This is a genomic window from Nocardia sp. NPDC049149 (assembly GCF_043197455.1).
Lineage (GTDB): Bacteria > Actinomycetota > Actinomycetes > Mycobacteriales > Mycobacteriaceae > Nocardia.
In genome coordinates this window covers 1,113,386-1,134,121 of record NZ_JBICTD010000001.1, presented here as the reverse complement: position 1 = coordinate 1,134,121, position 20,736 = coordinate 1,113,386, and the positions used below count along the sequence as shown (strand labels likewise).

The window sequence follows — 20,736 nt, the reverse complement described above, 5'->3', positions numbered from 1 at the left end:
GCTCTCTTTCTGCTTTTCTGCCTGTTGTGGTGCGGTCCGCGACCTCGAGAGATCGAGCTGCACCTGTGCTGCCAACGAGACACGCGGCACATCGCACCGGACCCCGACTCCGGTACCTGCATCGCGCTACAACGATCTGGTCACACTTGCGCCCGCTGGACGATATTCGACGCTCGTTGCCTTAGCAAGACCAAGGCACCCAGGTGGCCGAAATCCGCCCGTACGCAATCTGTGATGGTGCGGTGACCCTATCGCGTCGCACCGGTGATTGTCGTGTCGGAACACCAAATTTTCACCTGATGGCCGGAAGTGTCAGCAGCCCGGCTCGAGCATTGTGCCGGGCGAGCGAGCGGAGCGTAACCGGAACGGCCAGTGGGCGCTACGAATTCAACTCAGCCTAAATTCGCGCTCAGATCGGGCAGCATCTGAAAAACCTGCTCCTGCCAGTAGCTCCAGCTGTGTACGCCGACGGGTGTGTAGACGAAGACGGCATTACTCGGCCCGAGGCTGTTCATCTTGGCTTCAAAGGCACGGGTGTTGGCGAGGGCGATCGTTTCCAGCGCCATCGCGTTGCCGAGGTGATAGACGTCGATCGGTGCGTTGATGACATCGCGTGGTCCGTTGATGCCGTTGCCGGTGGCGATCCACAGCCGAGTTCCATTGGCGCGCAACAGTGGCGCGAACATGAACGGATCGTTACGCAACCAGCGCGGATCCCATGGCGGACCCCACATCGCGTCGATGTTGAAGCCGCCCGCGTCGAGCATGGCCAGCCGCAGGCCCTCTTTCATGCCAGGCGCGGAAATATTCAGATAACCGGAATAGGAAGCCGCGTAACGAAACTGGTCGGCGTGGTACGCGGCCAAGGCCAGCGCGGCGCTGCCGCCCATCGACAGGCCGAATACCGCGTTGCCGCCGGGGTTGAAGCCGAGCCTGTCGCGCAACGCCCAGCGCAGGTTGCTGGTCAGGAACGTTTCCCAGGCGTAGGGCGCGGCCTGGCCGTTGGTATTGCTCGGCGCGATCCAATCGGTATAGAAGCTGGACTGCCCACCGATCGGCATCACCACATTGATGTTCCACTGCGGCAGCACCCTGGAGATATCGGTGTCGATCTCCCAGCCGCTCAGGTCGTTGCGTGCCCGCAGGCCGTCCAGCGCGTAGACCACCCGGCGGGTATTGCCGTCGGCGGCGCGGAAGATCCTGGTTTTGACCGGGCCCATACTGGAGTCGACCCAGAAATCGAAGCCTGCCGGGTTGTATCCGGCCTGTGCGGGCGCGCCGAAACCACCTAGCGCGGCACCGAATGGCAGTGCGAGCGTAAGGACGAGACCTAATGCGGAACGCGTTAACCACCGGCGGCTCTGTCCGGGCCACAACCCCACCATTCGAACACTGGCTACTATTCCGCGCACTCCGCCTGACCGCATCGATTCGACCTTTCGCTGTGCGATCGTCGTTGACCGCAACTGTTGTGCATGCAGATCGACACTGGGCACCGATGGCTTCCATGCGCGAAGTTCTCGGCAATACCGTTCTTCTATAGGCAGTATTCGCGCGATGTCCCCACGAAAACGCATGGCGATGCCGGATCGTAATGAAAGCTAGAAGTTTGCCAGCTATTTAGGCGGGCGATGTCCACCGCCGCACGAACGCATGGGTAGCGACCGCTCAGCCATTTCGCCGACACACGCCCCGACCAGCCCGGACAACGACAGACCGCCCGGCGCTGAGTGCGCCGGGCGGTCTGTTCGCAGCGATAGGGGTCAGCCGATATTGGCGGACATGTCCGGGATCATCCGGTACGCCTCATCGGTCCAGTTGTTCCACGCGTGGATGCCGAACGCCGGGTAGGAGTACACGGTGTTGCCGCCGCCCAGCGTCGCCATCCTGACCTGGAACGCACGCGTGTTGGCCAGTGCCAACGCTTCCAAGCCCATGCCGTTCAGCGTGTTGAAGCTCGGCCCGTCGGTCGCCGTCGGCAGGCCGCTGCCCGCCGCGATCCACAGGCGAGTGCCGTTGCGCACCAGGTTGGGCGCGAACACGAACGGATCCATCCGCAGCCACTGCGGACCCCACGGCGGCGCCATCGAGTCGACGTTGTAGCCGCCCGCGTCGAGCATCGCGATGCGGATCGCCTCACGCATGCCCGGCGCGGAGATGTTCAGGTAACCGGAGTACGAGCCTGCGAAGCTGAACTGGTCCGGGTGGTAGGCGGCCAGCGTGAGTGCCGCGCTGCCGCCCATGGACAGGCCGAAGATGCCGTTGCGGTTCGGGTTGAACCCGAGCCGGTCGCGCAGCGCCCAGCGCAGGTCGTTGGTCAGGAAGGTCTCCCACTGGTACCGGTAGCTCTTGCCAGGGCCTGCGGCGAGGATGTTCAGCGCACCCGAGCCGGTGGACGAACCGGTACCGGCCGGGATGCCTGCCAGCTGGCTCGGCGCGTTCCAGTCCGCGTAGAAGCTGGACATGCCGCCGACCGGCATGACGACGTTGATGTTCGCGTCCGCGAGCGCCGCGGGCACGTTGGTCTCGATCTCCCAGCCGTTGAGGTTCTCCGGCGCCCGCATGCCGTCGAGCGCGTAGACCACGCGATTGGTGTTGCCGTCGCGGGCGCGCAGCACGCGGGTCTTGATCGGCCCCATGCCGGAGTCGACCCAGAAATCGAACGCCGCGGGGTCGAATCCCGCCGATGCGGTGGCACCGGTGCCGACGACCGAGATCCCGAGAGGCAGCAGGAGCGCGACAGCAATCCCTAATGCGGATCGCTTCGCCCACGAACCTGTGGCTCCGGATGTACCGGGCCTACGTCTCCAGCGGGCAATTCGCATCAACTCGACCTTTCACTCTGGCGGCCGGGGCGGCAAATATTTGGCGATCTCCGCCAGGCCCCATGTCGGGCACCGCAGGCCGTCGTCCGCCGAAAACGGACGAATCGACCTCAGTACATGCTCTCCGTGTATGAATCGGTAGCGGATGCTTCCATGTTGCTGGAAAGTGACCCAACCCACAACTATGGCGCCGCTACCCTCTGCATTCGTTACCAAACCCGAGTTGGACTACCGACATGTGAAAAGACCGCGACGGACACGTGAAAAGAGACCGCCTGGTGCGTCTGGACACCGGGCGGTCTCTTGGCGATTACCGGGAAATCACCCGATATTGGCCGACATATCCGGGATCATCCGATAGACCTCGTCGGCCCAATAGGTCCAGTTGTGCACACCGACGGCCGGGAAGTCGTAGGTGGCGTTGTTGGCGCCGAGCGAGAGCATCCGGACCTGGAACGCACGGGTATTGGCCAGTGCGAGCGCCTCCAGCCCCATCGCGTTGAAGGTGTTGAAACTCAGGCCGTCCTTTGCGCTCGGCAACGCACTGCCCGCGGACACCCACAACCGAGTGTTGTTGGCCTTCAGGCGCGGCGCGAACACGAACGGATCCATCCGCAGCCACTGCGGGCCCCACGGCGGCGCCATCGCGTCGATATTGAAGCCGCCCGCGTCGAGCATGGCCACCCGCAGCGCCTCGCGCATACCCGGCGCCGAGATGTTCAGGTAGCCGGAATACGAACCGGCGTAACGGAACTGGTCCGGATGGTAGGCCGCGAGGGTGAGCGCGGCACTGCCGCCCATGGACAGGCCGAACACGGCGTTGCCATTGGGGTTGAAGCCCAAACGATCTCGCAGCGCGAAGCGCAGGTCCTGGGTGAGGAAGGTCTCCCACTTGTAGGTGTTCGACTTGCCCAACCCCGCGGAACCGGAGAGCAGGCCGGAACCGGAGTCGCCGGAACCGCTGGACGACAAGCCGGCACTACCGGAACTGCCTGAGCTGCCGAGTCCGAAGAAATTGCTCGGCCCGAGCCAGTCGGCGTAGAAGCTCGACGGCCCGCCCACCGGCATCACGACGTTCATGTTCCATTTGGTCAGCTCGCGCACGACCTCGGTGTCGACTTCCCAGCCGCTCAGATCCGGTCGCGCCCGCATGCCGTCCAGCGCGTAGACCACGCGCCTGGTGTTGCCGTCCGCGGCACGGAAGACCCGATTCTTGATCGGGCCCATGCTGGAATCGACCCAAAAATCGAAGCCGTCGGGATTGAAAGCCGCCGACGCCTGGCCTGCCGGACCTGTTACCGACACCCCGAGCGGTAGCAGAATCGCCATCGACACCAGCACCGAACGCCTGAACCACGATCCGGCTTTTCGAGCATTCAGACGCCCGAACACGCCTCGCATCAGTTTCGACCTCTCGTTCCTGCGGCAGCCGAAGCGGCCGTCTCACGATGACCCGCCGCTGCCCCCAACAAGTGGACGTCACGACGGGCGTACTTTCGCAGCCTAGCGTGTCATCGTTAGCCGGGCGTTATCGAACCGAGACAGCCAAGCAAGCAGCCCTTTGTGTGACCCGACCAAAGACAGACGCCGGGCCCGGTGCGAACACCGGGCCCGGCGAGGCTGTGATCAGCGCGGCGGTTGCGGGTAGGGATCAACCAGGCCGCACCGCTGGATCTCGTACTTGGGCACTCGATCAATGCGGTATTTGGCGAACGTCAGCGCATGACGCAGGTTGTGCCGGAAACGCTCGAAGGTGAACGGATCCCGGTAGGACACCATCAGCGCCTCGGTGGCCGGGCAGGACATCGCGGTGCGCGCCTGCGCCACCCACTTGGGGTCCATGTACCAGGGCAGCCACGGGCGCTGGTCCACCATGCCGGTGTCGACGACGACCCAGTCCGAGTACAGGCTCTTGTCGTGCCCGATCCGGCCGTCGACGAGCCGCTCGGTGTGCGCGGCCAGCGGATAGGCCAGGCCCATCGGGTCGATCACGCGCACGTTGAGCGGGACGTTCATGCTCGTCATGCCGAGGTTGAGGAAGTAAACGGTATGGCCTGCGCCGCCCTCCGGGATCGGCTGCGGCGGAAAGCCCATGTCCCAGAACATGAACGACGGCGAGTTCAGCAGCAGGCCGCCGTCCGGATGCGCGGCGATGGTGTCGACCATGGACCGGATCCGGGGGTAGTCCAGGTAGTCCTCGGCCAGGATCGGATGATCGTGGCCAGTGTTGAGGACGTAGTAGACCCGCTCGTCGACGATGCCGGTCGAACTGATCTTGGTGCCGGTCTTGATGGCCGTGGTACCCGCGGCGAACACGGCCCAGCCCGCGGTGCCGAGCAGCGCGAACGCGATCACCGCGAAGGACCAGTCGGCGGCGGTCGCCGCGCGAAGTCCGCCCTGCGGCAATCGAATCGGCACCACCGCGACCGGGAGCAGCAGCAGGAACAGCTGCGGAAGCAGCATCCGGCCGTGCATGAAGTCGCCGCCGACGCGCAGCGCGTAGAGCGTCAGCAGGAAACCGCTCAGCAGCACCAGCGTGACCACCGCGGCGGGCGAGCGCAGCCACTCGCGCACCACGCGCGCGTTCCAGCGATGTGCCGATTCGGGGGCGACGTGCCGACCGGCCGGATCGGCCTCGGCGGACTTGGCCCTTGCCGCGACGACGCCCGCGGCGAGCAGCACGAGCAACGGCACCCACAGGTAGTACGGGCCGACCAGATCCCAGAGGTAGGTGAAGCCCTGCCCCCATTTGGCGCCGCCCGCGTCCTTGGCGACCGCGGTGTTCGGATAGGGCAGGCCGTAGTAGCCCATCCGCCAGATCTGATAGCCCATCGGCACCAGGCCGGCAACGGCAATGATCAAGCCGCGCAACACGATCGGGCGCAGCCGGGACTCCGGCATCGGCGCGATGACGATCATCAGCAAGGCGAGGCCGCCGACCAGCGTCATCTCGGGACGGATCAGCGGAGCCAGGCCGGCGAGGAAGACCAGGCCGAGCAGTGCGGGCATGCGGACCCGATCCGCCATGGCCCAGCGCATTAACAGCCACCACAGCAGGCCGAGCCAGCAGATCACCAGCCCGCTCTCCAAGCCGGAGGTGACATAGTCACGGGCGGGCGGGATCGCGATGTAGACGAGCACACCGGCGGGCAGCAGCAGCGTGGCACGGGGACCGCCCCACAGCCGGGACGCGCCGAGCATGGCGAACACCACCGCCGCCAGCGATGCCGTCAGCGCGACACCGAGCACCACGTACTCCAGCCGCGCCTGGGTCAGCCAGCTGAAGAACCAGACGAGGTAGGTCCACGCGGTGCTGGTGTTGGTCTCGACTCGCTCGCCCTCGTTGAAGACGGGGCCGTTGCCTGCCAGCAGGTTTCGCACCGTGCGCAGCACGATGAGGCCGTCGTCGGCGATCCAGCGGCGCTGCCAGCCGCCGACGGCGAAAAGGACGACGGTGAGGACGATCCCACCGACGAACGTGGCTTTGGATAGGCGGGCGAACCGCAACGCCGAGCGGGCCGGCTGTGCGGCCGGCCCCTCGTTCGCGTATTCCGTTCGCTCCACTCCCGCTACCAACATCTCGTCAGGTGAGATAGACAGCGACACCTACCGCTCCGATCCAGGCAATTGCGAGGAACTGGAGGACACGATCCCCCAGCGCGATCTCTTCGGGTTCACCGGCCTCGCCGCCATCGACGTCGACCGCGTAACGCAGAATTGCGATGGTAAACGGAATCATAGAGATGGCGTACCAATTGGTGTCTTTCAGGCTGTCCTGCTGGAAGGCCCACAGCCCGTAGAACACCACGACGGCGGTCGCCGCGAGCGTCCAGATGAAGCGCAGATAGGTCGGCGTGTAGTACTCGAGCGACTTGCGGATCTTGGCGCCGGTGCCGAGCGCGATCTGCAGTTCGGCGTAGCGCTTGCCCGCCGCCATGAACAGCGAACCGAACGCCATGACGAGCAGGAACCATTGCGACGGAGCGATATCCGCGGCCGCGCCGCCTGCGACGGCACGCAGCAGGAAGCCGGAGGACACGATGCAGATGTCCAGCACCGCCTGGTGCTTGAGACCGAAGCAGTAGGCCAGCTGGATGCCGATGTAGACCGCGATCACGACCGCCAGATGCCAGGAGGCGAGGAACGATCCGGCGATCGACCCGGCGAGCAGCAGCACGGCGAGCAGGTAGGCCAGGTTCACCGGCACGACGCCTGCCGCGATCGGCCGGTACCGCTTGGTCGGGTGCGCCCGGTCGGCCTCGACATCCAGCGCGTCGTTGACCAGGTAGATGCCGGAGGCCGCCATGCAGAACACCACGAACGCGATGCCGACGGAGGTCAGCACGTCCAGCTCGTTGACCGAGGCCGCGGCCACCGGTGCCGCGAGCACCAAGACGTTCTTGATCCACTGGCGCGGCCGGACAGCCTTGAACAGCCCACCGGCCAACGTCTTCGGCGGGCCCTTGACGACCCCTTCGGCTAGGTCGGTCCCGGTCGGCTCTTCACTCATCTCAGCGGAGGCTCTTTCTTGTGCGGCGGTCATCGAGTCTCTTTTCAGCGGCGAGCACAGCGGCCGCGGAGGCGGCGCCGAGCGCGGAACCCGCGAGCACATCGGAGGGATAATGCACCCCGAGCACAACCCGGGAAAGCAGCATCGGCGGCACGAGCACCGCAGGCAAGGGTAGCCCGGTCAATCTGCCGAGCAACACGGCCGCCGCGGTGGTCGAGGTGGCGTGCGACGACGGGAAGCTCAGCTTGCTCGGCGTCGACACATTGACCTGCACCGACGGGTCGTTCGGGCGGGGCCTGCGGACGATGCGCTTGATCACGATCGATGCGGCGTGCGCGCCGACCGCGCCGACCGCGACGCCGGCCCACTGCCTGCGGCGCGGCTTGTCCACGAGCCAGCCCGCCGCGGCGATGCCGACCCAGCCGAGCGCGTGCTCGCCGAAATGCGACATGCCGCGGGCGGCCTTGATCACCTCGGGAGTGGCGATCCGCGACTGCACCGCGTTGATGATCTGCACCTCGGGCGGCGTCTGGCCTGCCGACGGCACGGCGGACACCGGTCCGCCGTGGCCGTTCGTGCTCTGCATCGGGTTCACCGCGGTGTTGTCCGCTGCGCCCAAGGTCACTGCTTGTCACCCTTCGTGTCGGCGCCGATGCCGAAGGCATTCTCCCAGGCCGCGGTGCTGGTCAGCTGCGGGTGGGCGGCGCGGTAACGCTGCTGCATTTCGGGGAAGCGCGCGGCCAGCTCCTTGCGCAGGCGCATCGCTTCCTTGAACAGGCCGAGGGCCTGGCGCGGGTCCCGCTTGCGGTAGACCACCCCGCGTCCGTCGGCGGTGGTGACGGTAACCCCGTCGACCTGCGACAGCAAGAACCACCGCGCGTCCAGCGTCGGCACGTTCAGCTGCGGGGTCTCGTAATGCTGTGCGTGCGCCGGGCGCAGGTTGTGCACAACGCCCTTGGCCAGCCGAACCACCTTGGCGATCGGGTTGGCAGGCTCACCCACCGCGCCGACCTCGAGATGGCTGGCCAGCGGCAGCTCGGTGGACGACGGCAGGATCACCGCGTCCGGGTACTGCTTGCGCAGCGCGTGCACGGCGCCGAGGGCGCTCGGCAGCAGCTGGAACAGTCGCTCCGGACCAGCCAGGAAGTCGCGGATCGCCAGGTTCTGGATGGCGACCGTCGAATACTCCAGGCAGAGCAGGTGTTTCAGTGTCGCCTTGATGGTGTTGACCACCATGCCCCTGCCGTTGCCAGGCAGGTGCAACGACGCGACGACCAGCCGGTTGCGCAGGTGGAAGTACGCCTGCCAGTCGATGGCGTCGTCCTTGTCGCTCCACGCCATGTGCCACACCGCGGCGCCGGGCAGGGTGACCGTGTTGTAGCCGTGGTCGCGCGCCCGCAGGCCGTATTCGACGTCGTCCCACTTCAGGAACAGCGGCAGCGGCTGGCCGATCTCCTCGGCGACCCGGCGCGGGATCACGCAGGTCCACCAGCCGTTGAAGTCGACGTCGATGCGCCGGTGCAGCAGCTTGGAGTTGTCGCGGTCCTTCAGCGGATACTTCGAGAAGTCGTGGTCGTACTCGACATTCGGCGCCGAGGTCCACATGAAGACGCCGCGGTCGACGACCTCGCCCATGCTGTGCAGGTGCGAGCGCTCCTGCAGGTTGAGCATCTGCCCACCGACCAGCATCGGCTTCTTGGCGAAGCGGGCGAAGGCCAGCGCGCGCAGGATCGAGTCCGGCTCGATCTCGATGTCGTCGTCCATGTAGACGATGTACTGGGCGTCGGTGGTCTTCAGCGCCTCGTACATCACCCGGCTGTACCCACCGGAACCGCCGAGGTTGGGCTGGTTGTGGATGGACAGCCGGTCGCCGAGCGGCGCGGCGGCCTCGGCGAAGCCCGGCTCGTCGACCACCTTGCGGTTGCCCTGGTCGGCGACGATCACCGCGGCGATCTTCGCCAGCACCAGCGGGTCCGAGCCAAGCGCGGCAAGGGTTTTCACCAGATCCGTCGGCCGGTTGAAGGTCGGCATGCCGACCGCGATGCTGCCCTCGTCGGGCGCTTCGATCGGCGCGTACCAGCCGCCTGCCAGCAGCGTGACCGCCGTGTCGGTGGTGATGTCGAACCAGATCCAGCCACCGTCCTCGAACGGGCCCAGATCGGTCTCGAACTCGACGTGCACCGACTCGGTGCCGGGCGCGACGGCGAATTCCTTGCCCTGCACGTGGATTCGCGAACCGTCCGCCTTCGAGCGGTACACGTCCACCCGGCCGTGGCCGGCCAGCTCCAGGCGAAGCACCACCGAGGGCAGGATGCTCCAGCGGCGCCAGTAGCTCGCGGGCAGCGCGTTGAAGTACGTGCAGAACGACACCTCGGACTCCGCGCCGATCGACAGCGAGGTGCGGGTGGCGGCGTGCGCGCGCTTGGCGTTGGTCTTGGATTCCTCGACGTAGAGGGTGCGCACGTCGAGCGGTTCACCCGGCCGGGGCAGGATGATCCGCTGCAGCAGCGATGTCGCGCGAGTCTCGGTGGTCATGTCTTCCAAAAGAGGCTGGGAGGTCATTCTGCACTTTCGTCGACAAGCGGGGCACCGGTCTCCAGGTGCGGCCGCAGCACATTGTCGAACATGCTCAGCGCGCTACCGATCGCCATGTGCATGTCCAAGTACTGGTACGTGCCGAGACGGCCACCGAAAAGGACCTTCTCCGTTGCGGTTTCCTTCTTGGCCAGCACCCGGTACGCGGTGAGCTTGGCGCGGTCCTCCGGCGTGTTGATCGGGTAGTACGGCTCGTCGCCGGTCTGCGCGAACCGGGAGAACTCGCGCATGATGACCGTCTTGTCGGCCGGGTAGTCCCGCTCCGGGTGGAAGTGGCGCGGCTCGATGATGCGGGTGTACGGCACGTCCGCGTCGTTGTAGTTCATCACCGAGGTGCCCTGGAAGTCGCCGGTCTCGAGCACTTCGGTCTCGAAATCGATGGTGCGCCAGCCGAGTTCGCCCTCTTGGTAATCGAAGTAGCGGTCCAGCGGGCCGGTGTAGACCACCGGGGCGTCCGGGTTGGCCGCGCGCAGCTCGTCGCGCACCTCGAACCAGTCGGTGTTGACCCTGACCTCGATGAGCTCCGAGGCGGCCATGTTCTCCAGCCACTTCGTGTAGCCCTCTTTGGGCAGGCCCTCGTAGGTGTCGTTGAAGTAGCGGTTGTCGAAGGTGTAGCGCACCGGCAGGCGGGTGATGTTGCCCGCGGGCAGTTCCTTCGGGTCGGTCTGCCACTGCTTGGCGGTGTAGTCGCGGATGAACGCCTCGTAGAGCGGGCGGCCGATCAGCGAGATCGCCTTCTCCTCGAGGTTCTGCGCGTCCTTCGTCTCGAACTCGGCGGCCTGCTCCGCGATGAGCGTGCGGGCTTCCTCCGGCGTGAAGTAGCGGCCGAAGAACTGCGAGATCAGGCCGAGGCCCATCGGGAACTGGTAGGCCTGGCCCTTGTGGTACGCGTAGACGTGATGCCGGTAACCGGTGAACTCGGTGAACTGGGTGACGTAGTCCCACACGCGCTTGTTCGAGGTGTGGAACAGGTGCGCACCGTACTTGTGGATCTCGATCCCGGTATCCGGATCCGGTTCCGAGTAGGCGTTGCCGCCCATGTGGTAGCGACGATCGATCACCAGCACGCGTTTGCCCAGCTGGCTGGCGGCGCGTTCGGCGATGGTCAACCCGAAGAAGCCGGAGCCGACAACAATCAAATCGAACTGTGCGGTGGAGTTGGCGGAGTTACCCGGGGACGATGCGACGGTCACGGGAGCCCAGAGTATCGGAAGTCTGCGCCCGGCCCCGGCGGAGTCGCGAGGTGTGTGGTTGTGCACGCTGCCCAAGACCCATTTCAGCGCTTCTAGCTGGGCGATATGCGTCGTTTGGCCACCAGAACTTTGCCGAATGTTGGCAAAGCATCCCGCGGGCTCGGCGCGAGCTCGGCTCAGCTCGGGAAACCGACCTCGACCTCGAGGTCGCGGCGCTCGGTGTACATCCGCCAATAGAGCTCGCCGAGTTCGTCATTGCCGACGCGGGTGAGCTCCAGGCCCGCTGGCACCCACTCCGGGTGTTCGTCGACGATCTGCTCGGCCTTGCTGTTGCCGATCAGCGCGCCGACATTGAGCAAGCCGACGTAGACGCCGGTGTCGCGCAGTTCGGCGGCCATCTGTTGCAGGTATCCGCGCTGCGCGGCGAGCGCGACGCCGAAGTTCGACAGGTAGGGCATCGGGTGGCGATCGGAGGCCCCCGACGAGAACAGCAGCGCGCCGTCGCCGCGTTCGATCATCGCGGGCGCCAGCGCGCGGGTCATCAGGATCGGCGAGTAGAGCTTCAGTGCCAGCGGGATACGCAGCGCGGCGGGGTCGACATCGAGCGTGGCCGGGATGCGGTCGGCGATGTCGGCCGCTGCCCCGTGCATCGCGACGTCGATCGGCCCGAGTGTCGATTCGATGTGCGCGATCGCCGCGTCGACCTGCTTCTCGTCCGTGACGTCCGTGGGAAAGGCGGCGGCCTCGATGCCCTCGGCGGCGAGGTCGGCCGCGTGCCGCCGGGCCTTGTCAGGATTTCGCCCGAGCACCGCCACGCGGAAGCCTTCCCTGCCGAAGCGCCGCGCGGTTCCCATGCCGAGTCCCGGTCCGAATCCGAATATCGCAATGGTCTTAGGCATGGCCACCTCACTAAGTTGAGCATGGGTTCAAGTTAGCGTCGACCCTAACACTAACTTGAACCCAGGCTCAACATAATTCTGTGCTCGGATTTGTAGGATCGGCGAATGCCCGAGGACAAGCCGCTACGCAGCGATGCCCGCCGCAACCGCGACGCGATCGTGAGCGCGGCTCGTGCGGTCTTCGAGGAACGCGGTCTCGACGCCCCACTCAAGGACATCGCCGCCCGCGCCGGTGTCGCGATCGGCACCCTGTACAACCGCTTCCCCACCCGCGACGACCTCATCGCCGCCGCCGTCGAAGACCGCATCGAAGCGGGCGGGCGCATCGCCGAGCAAGCGCTCGCGATCCCCGACCCCTGGGAAGCGTTCGTCTACTTGGTGGAAATGATCTGCGAACTCCAGGCCGGCGACCGTCTCATCAGCGGACTGGCCGTCCGCGCCGCGCCGAGCACCGCCATCGCGGCGGCCCAAGCGACCGGACACACCGTGATGCGCCAAATCATCACTCGCGCACAGCAATCCGGAGCCCTTCGCGCCGACTGGGTGCTCGAGGACATCGCCTTCATCACCTGGTCCCACACCAGAATCCTCGAAGCCACTGCCACCATCGCGCCGACCGCGTGGCGCCGCCACCTCGCCCTCACTCTCGACGGTCTGCGCGCCGACGCCGCCCATCCCCTCCCGGTTCCCCCGCTGACCGAGGAACAGCTGATGGAATCTCTGCGCAGGCCGCACCCGGAAAGCCGGTCATAGCACCGCAGTACGCGGGGCGGAGGTTCGGGCGAGCGTCAGTAGCGCCGAGATGTCCAGCGGGGCTGAGCGATCCAGGTCGCGGTGGGGCGGGATGCGGCGAGGAGGAAGACGGCGAGCGGGAGGACGAGGCTGGTCAGGCTGGGAATCCAGGCGCGGTGGACGAGAGCGGAGACGCTGCCGACGAGGCCGGTGAAGACGGCGAGCAAGGGGTCGGCGACGGGGCCTTCGGTGGGGTACCAGTCGATCGCGTAGTCGGGGTGGTAATCGGCGAGGGCGTAGACGAGGGCGGCCGCGGCAAGGACCGACAGGACGCCGGAGGCGATGACGACGGTGTAGCGGCCCGCTTCGTCGCGGCGCGACATCAGGAAGACGCCGTAGCCGAGGGCCGCGGCGGCGAGGAGGGCGCCGAGGCCGGCGAACAGCACGAGCGAGCTGTCGACATGCGGCTTTCGGTCGCCGAACAACTCCAGGATGACCTTGGCGCCCCACAGATTGCAGAGCGCGGTGAGCCCGGCGAGCGCGATGGTGAGGCCGGGGATCAGCTCGTTCGTGGACGACGGGCGCGTCGTGATGGCACCTTCGGTGGTCATGTCGTACGTCCTCCCCGTCAATGGTGGCGTGGTGATAGTAGAACGGTCGGCCGGTCGGCATTCAGTATGCGGACCGGCCGACCGGGTCGGGTGATCTAGAGCCGGGCTTCGGCGTAGACCTTCATGGCGTCACGGACGAACTCCGTGGTCCCCGCGCCGTGCACGTCGTAGTTCGCGCGGAAGCGGTCATCCGCGACGTACATCTCGCCCAGGCCGATGAAGGCTTCCTTCACCACCTCACGTCCCTGCCAGCCCTCGCCGATCCAGGCATGGTGCCTGGCGACAACGGCCTGCACCTCGGCGCTGTCGACCGCGAGACCGGCGGTATGTGCCGCGCCGTAGTCGGCGGCGATGTCCTTGGCGGTCTGCATGAAGTCTTGCTTCTGCGTCGCGCTCTTCGCACGCCACCACTTGTCGCCGCTCTCGTAGGCGTCCTTGCCCCAGCGTTCGATCACCTCATCCTTGTACTGAGTGTGGTCGAACCCGTCGAAAACCTCTGCTGCCATGAGTTGTTCACCTCGTTCCGTCTTGTGCAGCGTGGATTGCACCGACTCGATTTGGCGCCGGATCCGATCCTGTTCCTGCCGAAGCAGTTCCAGGTGCGTGCGCAGTGCGGCGGCGGGATCCTTTTCGCCTGCCAGAACTTCGGCGATGACCGGAAGGCTCAGGCCGAGTTCGCGCAGGAGCAGGATGCGTTGCAACCGCACCAGGGAGTCCTGGTCGTAGTAGCGGTACCCGTTGGCGCCGATCCGGCTCGGCGCCAACAGCCCGAGCTGGCCGTAGTGGCGCAGCGTGCGGCTGGTGGTCCCCGCCGCCTTGGCCAGATCCTGGATGGACCATTCCTGGGTGCCCATGACCTTCGTCCTCCCTTCTCTCGTGTCGGTGCTTCCAGCATGCAAGTTGACGTAACGTCAAGGTCAACCTCAATTATGTGCAGCTCAGCGGGCTGCCGCCAAGACCGGCTCCGCGGCGATCGGGGTGACGGTCGCGGTCGACGCGGCGGCAGTTGCCGGTTGCGCAGGCGCGACCGGGATCGGCGTCGGTGTTCCGGTCTTGGGCCTGCCCGCCAGCTGGCCGAGCACCGTGCCGCCGAGTGCGATGGCCAAACCGACGATCTGCGGCGCGGTGAGTGCCTGGCCGAGCGCGATCCACCCGATCACCGCGGCCGACACCGGGCTCAGCAGGCCGAGGAAGGCGACCGAGGTGGCGGGCACCTTCGAGATGCCACGCACCCAGAGCCAGTAGGCCAGCGCGGTGCCGATGACGCCGATGTAGAGGTAGCCACCGACGGCCCTGCCGTCCATCGCGGGCGGTGCGCCCTCGATGAGCAGCGCCAACGGGAGGATGAAGAGCCCACCCGCGGTGAGCTGCCAGCCGGTCAGCGCGAGCGGTCCGACGCCGTCCGGCCGTCCCCAGCGCTGCGTGAGCACGGTGCCCGCCGCCATCGAGGCGGCGCCGAGCAGTCCGGCGATCACGCCGACGGTGTCGAGTTGCGCGGTGCCGCGCAGCACAACCAGTGCGACGCCGAAGATGCCGATGAGTCCGGCAATCACCTTGCGGCCGTTGGGCTTTTCGGCGAGCAGCACGGTGGCGAAGGCGAGCGCGAACATCGGCGCGACCGCGCCGAGGACGCCTGCGACACCGCCGGGCAGCCGGTACGCGGCGAGGAACAGCAGCGGGAAGAAGGCGCCGATGTTGAGGACGCCGAGCACTGCGGCGCGGCCGATCCAGCGGCCGTGCGGCAGCATCCTGGTGAGGGCGAGGAGCACGAGACCTGCGGGCAGTGCGCGCATCAGCGCGGTGAACAGCGGGCGGTCCGGCGGCAGGAACTCGGTGGTGACGGCGTAGGTGGAGCCCCAGACGATCGGCGTGAGGGCGGTGAGCGCCAGGGTGCCCGCGTAGGAATTTCCGGTCTGCGGGGTGGTGCTTGTGGACATGTCGTTCGCTCCTCATTGATAATCTCAACGTTGAAATATCTACCCGCTCAGGTCCCTCAGCGTCAAGTAGATGAATGTTAAGATTCTTAAAGCGGAGAGGAGAGACCCGTGGCGGATGCGGTTGACCTGTTCACCCAGCACTGGAATCGGGAGCGGCCCGATGTCGATGTGTCGCCGATGGCGGTGATCGGCCGAGTCCAGCGGCTGTCGCGACTGTTCGAACAGGAGCTGAAGCAGTTCTTCAGCCAGTTCGGCATGGAGTTCTGGGAGTTCGACGTGCTCGCCACGCTCCGCAGATCCGGCGGCGACGAAGGACTGACCGCAGGCGCGTTGATCAAGGTCGCCATGGTGACCTCGGGCGCGATCACCAACCGCATCGATCGGCTGGTGGCGAAGAACTGGGTCGAGCGCCTGCCGTGCCCCGAAGACCGCAGGGTGATCCGGGTCCGACTCACCCCGGAGGGCCGCAAGACGATCGACGACATCCTGCCCAAGCACATGGACAACGAGCAGCGCATCCTCGCCGTCCTGGACCTACCCGCGCGCGAACAACTCGCGGGCCTGCTCCGAACCCTCGCCGAATCACTCGGCGACGGAGTACCTGACTAGGACCGGCCGCCCAGTTCGACGCCCGCCTGAGAGCTGTCCGGCGCAATATCAGGCGGCGCAGCCTCCGACCTGGCACCAGGCGAAACACCCTCCGGCACAACGCCTGTCGGAGCACTGTCCGGTATAGCGACAGGCGGCGCGACCTCTGGCAGCGGACCAGTTGGCGCACCCTCGGGTGCCACGCCCGTCGGGGCGCCCGAAGGAATCGGGTGGTTCGGGGTTGGGCGCGGCGTCGGTGTGGATGCGGTGGTCGGGGCGGCGGTGGCGCCGGGTGCGGCACCCGAGGCCGCGGGCGGGGTGGTGGCGCCGGAGGGTGCGGCAGCTGGGTCGGGGACCAGCTGCATCAGCGTGGTGAAGTCGACGACCTGTGCGCCAAGGGTTTCCGTCGCGATGATGACGCCGTTGGTGAACATGCGATAGGTGCCCGCGTTTTCCGGGAGCACCATTTCGGGGCCGATCGGCTGGCCGACCGCGCTGGCGGCGCCGCCGATGCGCCGGTATTCGATGTCGATCGGCGACTCCGCGACAGCGGTCTGCCTGCGCGGATCCGTTGGCGCGTTTGGTGTTTCGGGCACGGCGGGACCGACGTCGAAGGCGTAGATGTCGGCGGGCTCACCGCCGTCGGGCGCCGAGGAGTATTCGGTGCGCAGGATCCGGCCGTCGCGCAGCAGCACGGTGCCCGCGGTGGCGGCGATGGCGGCGGCCGTGCGCGGATCCTCCTTGACCGTGCCGGGATACACCTGGCAGTCGGTGGTGTCACAGGTCTGCGCGTACGGATACCGGTGCTCGGCAAGGACATACGACCGTGCGGCGATCGCCTGCGCGCGCAATGCCTCGACCGCACCCTTGTCCGCCCAGTTGGCCTGCACTTCGGCCGGCACGACGCCGAGCAGATAGTCCTCCACGTCGACCCGGTTGACGGTGCGCGCCAGACCGTTCTCCGTGGCCACGCCGAGCGCGCCGCGATAGCCCGTGCCACCGCACAGGGTCAGGTGTTCGGCGGCGGGGCGGCCGGGGCCCGGATCGATCGGATACACCCACGGGTCGGCCGTGTCCCCCTGCCACACCACGGCACCGTCGCAACCGACCGTCACCACCACGTTGGCGCCGCCGTTGGGTAGCGGGGTGAGATGCGCGGCCTGTCCGCCGCCGAATTCCTGACCGGCGACGCGCAAGCCCGCATCGGCATATGTGTCGAGCGTGGAATCGTCCTGAGTGGTGAGCCGGATTCCGACGGTAGTTGCCGGGGCAGTGCTGAATTTCGCGCCGGGATAGTAGTGCGCCAAGATGCGTTCGGCGGTCCACCCTTCTTGCGCGTTCGCGAACGCACCGAGCTGACTCATCCCCCTGCCGTGCCCCGGGCCCGCCACGGTGCGATACGGCATCTCCGCCGGCCATGCCCACAGCACGAGCACGGTGCCGGCCACCACTGCCGCACTACCTGTGACGAGCATCGAACGTCCAGGTAGTGCGGGTTGTAGTCGACCGCTTCGTGTTCGTGGTGTGCTGCGCGCGGATTTCACGCGCAGTCGTGCTCCCCCCGTGCTCTGCAAGTCCGGTGCTGTGTGGCGTCGCATCCGTTCACTCCCACGGTTTTCCAGGGCCGGGCGGATTCGATACCTGTCGGCATGTCGTTCCATCCGGCCGCATTCCGAGAGCTACATTCGAGCAATCACATAATCCTCAACCAGAGGTTTAGATTTGTGACAGTTGTGACTATTGTGATCGTTGATACATCAGGAAGCAACCCTGATTCGCTGGCGATTCACTGGTTCGACCTGAATGGAGAAGCTCGTGCCCTACCGCAAACCGAAACGTTCCTACGTGCTCCCGGTTGTCACCACGCTGGCGGTAGCGGCCCCGCTCGCGGTGCTGACGATGAGCGACTCGCCCGACTACCGCTCGACCACCGGCACCGAGCTGGCCGCCGTCCCCGCCCAGCTCGCCGAGGTCGTGCTGAACTCGACGCCCGACATCGTGCTCCCGCTGCGCGAACTCACCGGGCTCGACCTGCCTGATCTGCACCTGTCCGATCTGCGGATGCTGCCACTGCCCGCATCCCTCCCGATTCCAGAGGGCCTACCCCTACCGCCTGGCGTCGAGCTACCCAAGGAAATCCCGCTACCCCGGCTGAATTCCCCGACCACTCCCGGCCAGCAGAGCGCGCCAGGTCAGTTCTCCACACCTGGATCGAACGCCACTCCCGGACAGAGTCGGACTCCCTTCCCTGGACAGGCCACCGCGCCAGGGCAAGCCAACACACCAGGCCAGGCCACCTACCCCGGCCAAGCCACCACACCAGGGCAAGCCACGTTCCCCGGACAAGCCACCACTCCGGGCCAGGCGACGGTTCCCGGACAAGCCACCGCACCCGCACCGAACGCCATCCCAGGACAAACCACCGCACCAGGGCAGGCGACGGTCCCCGGCCAAGCCGCCGCACCGGGCCAGACCACCTTCCCCGGACAAGCCACCGCACCCGCACCGAACGCCATCCCAGGACAGGCCGCTACACCGGGACAGGCGACGTTCCCTGGCCAAGCCGCCGCGCCAGTGCCGGGCGCTGTCCCCGGACAAGCAGTCGCACCTGCACCGAACGCCGCCTCCGGACAGGCCGCGGCACCTGGGCAATTCACCTCGCCGGGACAAGGCTCATTCCCCGGACAGGCAGTCGCGCCGGGACAGAGCGCGTTCCCCGGCCAAGCCGCGGGTCCAGGACAAGCAGGTGTTCCTGGTCAGGCCGCACCGAACGCCATCCCAGGACAGGCCGCCGCACCGGCGCAAAACACCGCGCCTGGACCGATCCCCGCACAAGCACCTGCAGGCACCCCAGCGCCGAACGCTCCGGCGCCTGGCATCCCGGCTGATAACTCGGGCCAAAGCCAAACTCCGGCAACGGTTTCCGGACAGTCCGCGGAGTCGACACCCGGCGCGATGTTCGTTGCCGACCCGAGCAGGCTCGAGCCGGGCACCACGCCCGACACCCCCGCGCTTGCACCCGGTGCGGTGCCGCCGAACCTGGTCGACCAGGTCGGCGCGCAGGTCAAAGAACTTTCCAGGGACACCCCGTTCAGCGTGGTCGCGGTGACCGCGGCGAATCTGGCGGACACCAAGACGATGGTCCGCGCCAGGCAGTCCAACGGCAGCTGGGGTCCGTGGTTCAGCACCGAACCGGTGGACACCCGCCGCACCGATCACACCGCGCCCGGCGGCAAGACCGGCACCGAACCGATCTACGTCGGCACCACCAAGGCGGTGCAGCTGCTGACGACCCGCAAGCCTGCCGCCGCAACGGCGCCCGACCCCACGGACGCCGCACCGCTGGTGCCGCGCTCGGACGATCCGGCGCAGATGTCCGGCGTCGACCTGACCGCGGTCCTGATCGATCCGGGCCGCGGCGCCATCGACGGCGCGCTGCACAAGGTCGCCGCGGCGCTGCCCGGCGGCGGTCCCACCTTCATCAGCCGTGAGGGATGGGGCGCCGACGAAAGCATTCGCTGCGATGGGCCCACCTACGACGACGGCCCCGGCGGCGACGGCCTCGGCGGGATCACGGTGCACCACACCGCAGGACGCAACGACTACTCGAAGGAAGAATCCGCGGGCATCGTCCGCGCGATCTACACCTATCACGCACAGACGTTGGGCTGGTGCGACATCGGCTACAACGCGCTGGTCGACAAGTACGGCCAGGTGTTCGAGGGCCGCTTCGGCGGACTCGACCGCGCGGTGCAGGGCGCGCACGCGGGCGGGTTCAACGAGAACACCGCTGGTGTCGCGCTGATGGGCAACTACATGTCCGAATCGCCGACCGCCGAATCCATCGACGCCCTCGGCAGTTTCATCGGCTGGCGGGCCAAGATCGCCCACCTCGACCCGATCGGGTACACCACCATGTACTCCGAAGGCACGGAGTACACCTCCTACGCCATGGGTCAGGCGGTGAACCTGCCGATCGTGTTCGCACACCGCGACGTCGGCAACACCAGCTGCCCCGGCGACGCCCTCTACGGCATGATGGACCGGATCCGCACGATCGCCGCCGGTACCGCAGGCGGATTCACCCCGGCGCCAAGCGATTACCGCGCCGCCCCGCCCAGCGACCAGGGCACCGGGACCGCCCCTGCGCCACAGCAGGCCGCACCACAGCAGGCCACGCCACCGCAAGCCGCGCCGCAGCGCCCCAAGCCCGATCTCACCCAGCTGGCCGCGCTGGCCAAGAAGCTGTTCGACATGGTGGATCAGAATCCGATTGCCAAGCACTGGGTCGACAAGGGCGGCGCCCGTGGACCGCTCGGCGCCGTGCAGTCCGAGCCGCAGCCTGCCGCGCACGGCCAGCAGTACGCCAGGTTCGCCAACGGCTACGTGTACACGGCGCAGGACGGCCAGATCGTCGAGGTGCTCGGCGCGATCCTCGACCGCTTCCTGCAGCTCGGCGGCGACGCTGGCGTGCTCGGCCTGCCGACGAGCAACGCCTACACGATCCCGAACGGGCTGCGCTCGGACTTCCAGAATGGTTCGCTCATCCTCAACCAGATGACCGGCATCGTCACCACGGTCTGGAAGACCTACAACGACACCTACCAGCAGGAAGTGGCGCGCAGCGCGCCGGTCCCCGCACCGGCTCCAGCGCCAGCGGCGGTCCCGGCACCTGCGGTGACACCGCCGCCGGCCGAGTCCTCGGCACCCGCCGAAGCACCTGCCGCTGCCCAGGCCCCACTCCAAATCCCTTCCCAAGCAGAAGTATTCGCTCCTGACCGGACGCCCGCCCCCGCAGGCTGACCCCGGTTCACTCGCACTCGGAGCTCGCCGCCCGTGACCTCGT

Annotated in this window: 16 protein-coding genes; 3 read left to right on the top strand and 13 right to left on the bottom strand. The window is 67.1% G+C overall.

Annotated features, from left to right (window positions below; translation table 11 throughout):
• Positions 1 to 392 precede the first annotated feature (392 nt).
• The 9 genes from ACGFNJ_RS05285 to ACGFNJ_RS05245 form a co-directional block, all read right to left on the bottom strand.
• A complete protein-coding gene (locus ACGFNJ_RS05285) occupies positions 393 to 1,385 on the bottom strand; it encodes an alpha/beta hydrolase (RefSeq protein ID WP_393443525.1) in 993 nt (330 codons plus the stop codon).
• 378 nt (positions 1,386 to 1,763) lie between these two features.
• Positions 1,764 to 2,825 (bottom strand): alpha/beta hydrolase, encoded by a 1,062-nt coding sequence (locus tag ACGFNJ_RS05280; RefSeq protein ID WP_393443523.1) that lies wholly within the window; start codon positions 2,823 to 2,825, stop codon positions 1,764 to 1,766.
• A 321-nt stretch (positions 2,826 to 3,146) separates the two neighbouring features.
• Positions 3,147 to 4,154 (bottom strand): alpha/beta hydrolase, encoded by a 1,008-nt coding sequence (locus ACGFNJ_RS05275; RefSeq protein WP_393443521.1) that lies wholly within the window; start codon positions 4,152 to 4,154, stop codon positions 3,147 to 3,149.
• A gap of 297 nt (positions 4,155 to 4,451) precedes the next feature.
• Positions 4,452 to 6,404 (bottom strand): flagellar motor control protein ZomB, encoded by a 1,953-nt coding sequence (gene zomB, locus ACGFNJ_RS05270; protein ID WP_393443519.1) that lies wholly within the window; start codon positions 6,402 to 6,404, stop codon positions 4,452 to 4,454.
• A gap of 4 nt (positions 6,405 to 6,408) precedes the next feature.
• On the bottom strand, positions 6,409 to 7,335 hold the full coding sequence (locus ACGFNJ_RS05265) for a decaprenyl-phosphate phosphoribosyltransferase (RefSeq protein WP_069162021.1): 927 nt from the start codon (positions 7,333 to 7,335) through the stop codon (positions 6,409 to 6,411).
• Position 7,336: 1 nt separating this feature from the next.
• Positions 7,337 to 7,921, bottom strand: a complete 585-nt coding sequence (locus ACGFNJ_RS05260; protein ID WP_245745851.1) for a phosphatase PAP2 family protein — start codon at positions 7,919 to 7,921, stop codon at positions 7,337 to 7,339.
• 35 nt (positions 7,922 to 7,956) lie between these two features.
• A complete protein-coding gene (locus tag ACGFNJ_RS05255) occupies positions 7,957 to 9,897 on the bottom strand; it encodes a glycosyltransferase (RefSeq protein ID WP_393443517.1) in 1,941 nt (646 codons plus the stop codon).
• On the bottom strand, positions 9,894 to 11,123 hold the full coding sequence (gene glf / locus ACGFNJ_RS05250) for a UDP-galactopyranose mutase (RefSeq protein ID WP_393443515.1): 1,230 nt from the start codon (positions 11,121 to 11,123) through the stop codon (positions 9,894 to 9,896). The genes ACGFNJ_RS05255 and glf overlap by 4 nt, the downstream gene beginning before the upstream one ends.
• 176 nt (positions 11,124 to 11,299) lie before the next feature.
• Complete coding sequence (locus ACGFNJ_RS05245; protein ID WP_393443513.1) at positions 11,300 to 12,022, bottom strand: SDR family NAD(P)-dependent oxidoreductase; 723 nt, start codon at positions 12,020 to 12,022, stop codon at positions 11,300 to 11,302.
• Positions 12,023 to 12,127: 105 nt separating this feature from the next.
• Between ACGFNJ_RS05245 and ACGFNJ_RS05240 the strand changes: the two genes are divergently transcribed.
• Complete coding sequence (locus ACGFNJ_RS05240; protein ID WP_393443511.1) at positions 12,128 to 12,775, top strand: TetR/AcrR family transcriptional regulator; 648 nt, start codon at positions 12,128 to 12,130, stop codon at positions 12,773 to 12,775.
• A 35-nt stretch (positions 12,776 to 12,810) separates the two neighbouring features.
• On the opposite strand, the gene ACGFNJ_RS05235 is transcribed toward ACGFNJ_RS05240, so the two are convergent.
• From ACGFNJ_RS05235 to ACGFNJ_RS05225, 3 genes are all read right to left on the bottom strand, one after another.
• Positions 12,811 to 13,365, bottom strand: a complete 555-nt coding sequence (locus tag ACGFNJ_RS05235; protein ID WP_393443509.1) for a hypothetical protein — start codon at positions 13,363 to 13,365, stop codon at positions 12,811 to 12,813.
• 95 nt (positions 13,366 to 13,460) lie between these two features.
• Entirely contained in the window at positions 13,461 to 14,219 is a 759-nt protein-coding gene (locus tag ACGFNJ_RS05230) for a MerR family transcriptional regulator (protein ID WP_393443507.1), read from the bottom strand.
• An 84-nt stretch (positions 14,220 to 14,303) separates the two neighbouring features.
• Complete coding sequence (locus ACGFNJ_RS05225) at positions 14,304 to 15,302, bottom strand: EamA family transporter (RefSeq protein ID WP_393443505.1); 999 nt, start codon at positions 15,300 to 15,302, stop codon at positions 14,304 to 14,306.
• 108 nt (positions 15,303 to 15,410) lie between these two features.
• Here ACGFNJ_RS05225 and ACGFNJ_RS05220 point away from each other — a divergent pair, with 108 nt between their 5' ends.
• On the top strand, positions 15,411 to 15,911 hold the full coding sequence (locus tag ACGFNJ_RS05220; protein ID WP_393443503.1) for a MarR family winged helix-turn-helix transcriptional regulator: 501 nt from the start codon (positions 15,411 to 15,413) through the stop codon (positions 15,909 to 15,911).
• Here ACGFNJ_RS05220 and ACGFNJ_RS05215 read toward each other — a convergent pair.
• Entirely contained in the window at positions 15,908 to 17,365 is a 1,458-nt protein-coding gene (locus ACGFNJ_RS05215) for a SpoIID/LytB domain-containing protein (RefSeq protein ID WP_393443501.1), read from the bottom strand. The genes ACGFNJ_RS05220 and ACGFNJ_RS05215 overlap by 4 nt on opposite strands.
• Positions 17,366 to 17,705: 340 nt before the next feature.
• Between ACGFNJ_RS05215 and ACGFNJ_RS05210 the strand changes: the two genes are divergently transcribed.
• Complete coding sequence (locus tag ACGFNJ_RS05210) at positions 17,706 to 20,693, top strand: N-acetylmuramoyl-L-alanine amidase (RefSeq protein ID WP_393443499.1); 2,988 nt, start codon at positions 17,706 to 17,708, stop codon at positions 20,691 to 20,693.
• Positions 20,694 to 20,736 lie beyond the last annotated feature (43 nt).

Bases quoted from the DNA above. Each gene is read 5' to 3' on its own strand.
- ACGFNJ_RS05265 (WP_069162021.1), bottom strand. From the start codon at position 7,335: ATGAGTGAAGAGCCGACCGGGACCGACCTAGCCGAAGGGGTCGTCAAG.
- ACGFNJ_RS05275 (WP_393443521.1), bottom strand. From the start codon at position 4,154: ATGGCGATTCTGCTACCGCTCGGGGTGTCGGTAACAGGTCCGGCAGGC.
- ACGFNJ_RS05235 (WP_393443509.1), bottom strand. From the start codon at position 13,365: ATGACCACCGAAGGTGCCATCACGACGCGCCCGTCGTCCACGAACGAG.
- ACGFNJ_RS05255 (WP_393443517.1), bottom strand. From the start codon at position 9,897: ATGACCTCCCAGCCTCTTTTGGAAGACATGACCACCGAGACTCGCGCG.
- ACGFNJ_RS05225 (WP_393443505.1), bottom strand. From the start codon at position 15,302: ATGTCCACAAGCACCACCCCGCAGACCGGAAATTCCTACGCGGGCACC.
- ACGFNJ_RS05240 (WP_393443511.1), top strand. From the start codon at position 12,128: ATGCCCGAGGACAAGCCGCTACGCAGCGATGCCCGCCGCAACCGCGAC.
- zomB (WP_393443519.1), bottom strand. From the start codon at position 6,404: ATGTTGGTAGCGGGAGTGGAGCGAACGGAATACGCGAACGAGGGGCCG.
- ACGFNJ_RS05260 (WP_245745851.1), bottom strand. From the start codon at position 7,921: ATGCAGAGCACGAACGGCCACGGCGGACCGGTGTCCGCCGTGCCGTCG.
- ACGFNJ_RS05215 (WP_393443501.1), bottom strand. From the start codon at position 17,365: ATGCTCGTCACAGGTAGTGCGGCAGTGGTGGCCGGCACCGTGCTCGTG.
- ACGFNJ_RS05280 (WP_393443523.1), bottom strand. From the start codon at position 2,825: ATGCGAATTGCCCGCTGGAGACGTAGGCCCGGTACATCCGGAGCCACA.
- ACGFNJ_RS05285 (WP_393443525.1), bottom strand. From the start codon at position 1,385: ATGGTGGGGTTGTGGCCCGGACAGAGCCGCCGGTGGTTAACGCGTTCC.
- ACGFNJ_RS05245 (WP_393443513.1), bottom strand. From the start codon at position 12,022: ATGCCTAAGACCATTGCGATATTCGGATTCGGACCGGGACTCGGCATG.
- ACGFNJ_RS05230 (WP_393443507.1), bottom strand. From the start codon at position 14,219: ATGGGCACCCAGGAATGGTCCATCCAGGATCTGGCCAAGGCGGCGGGG.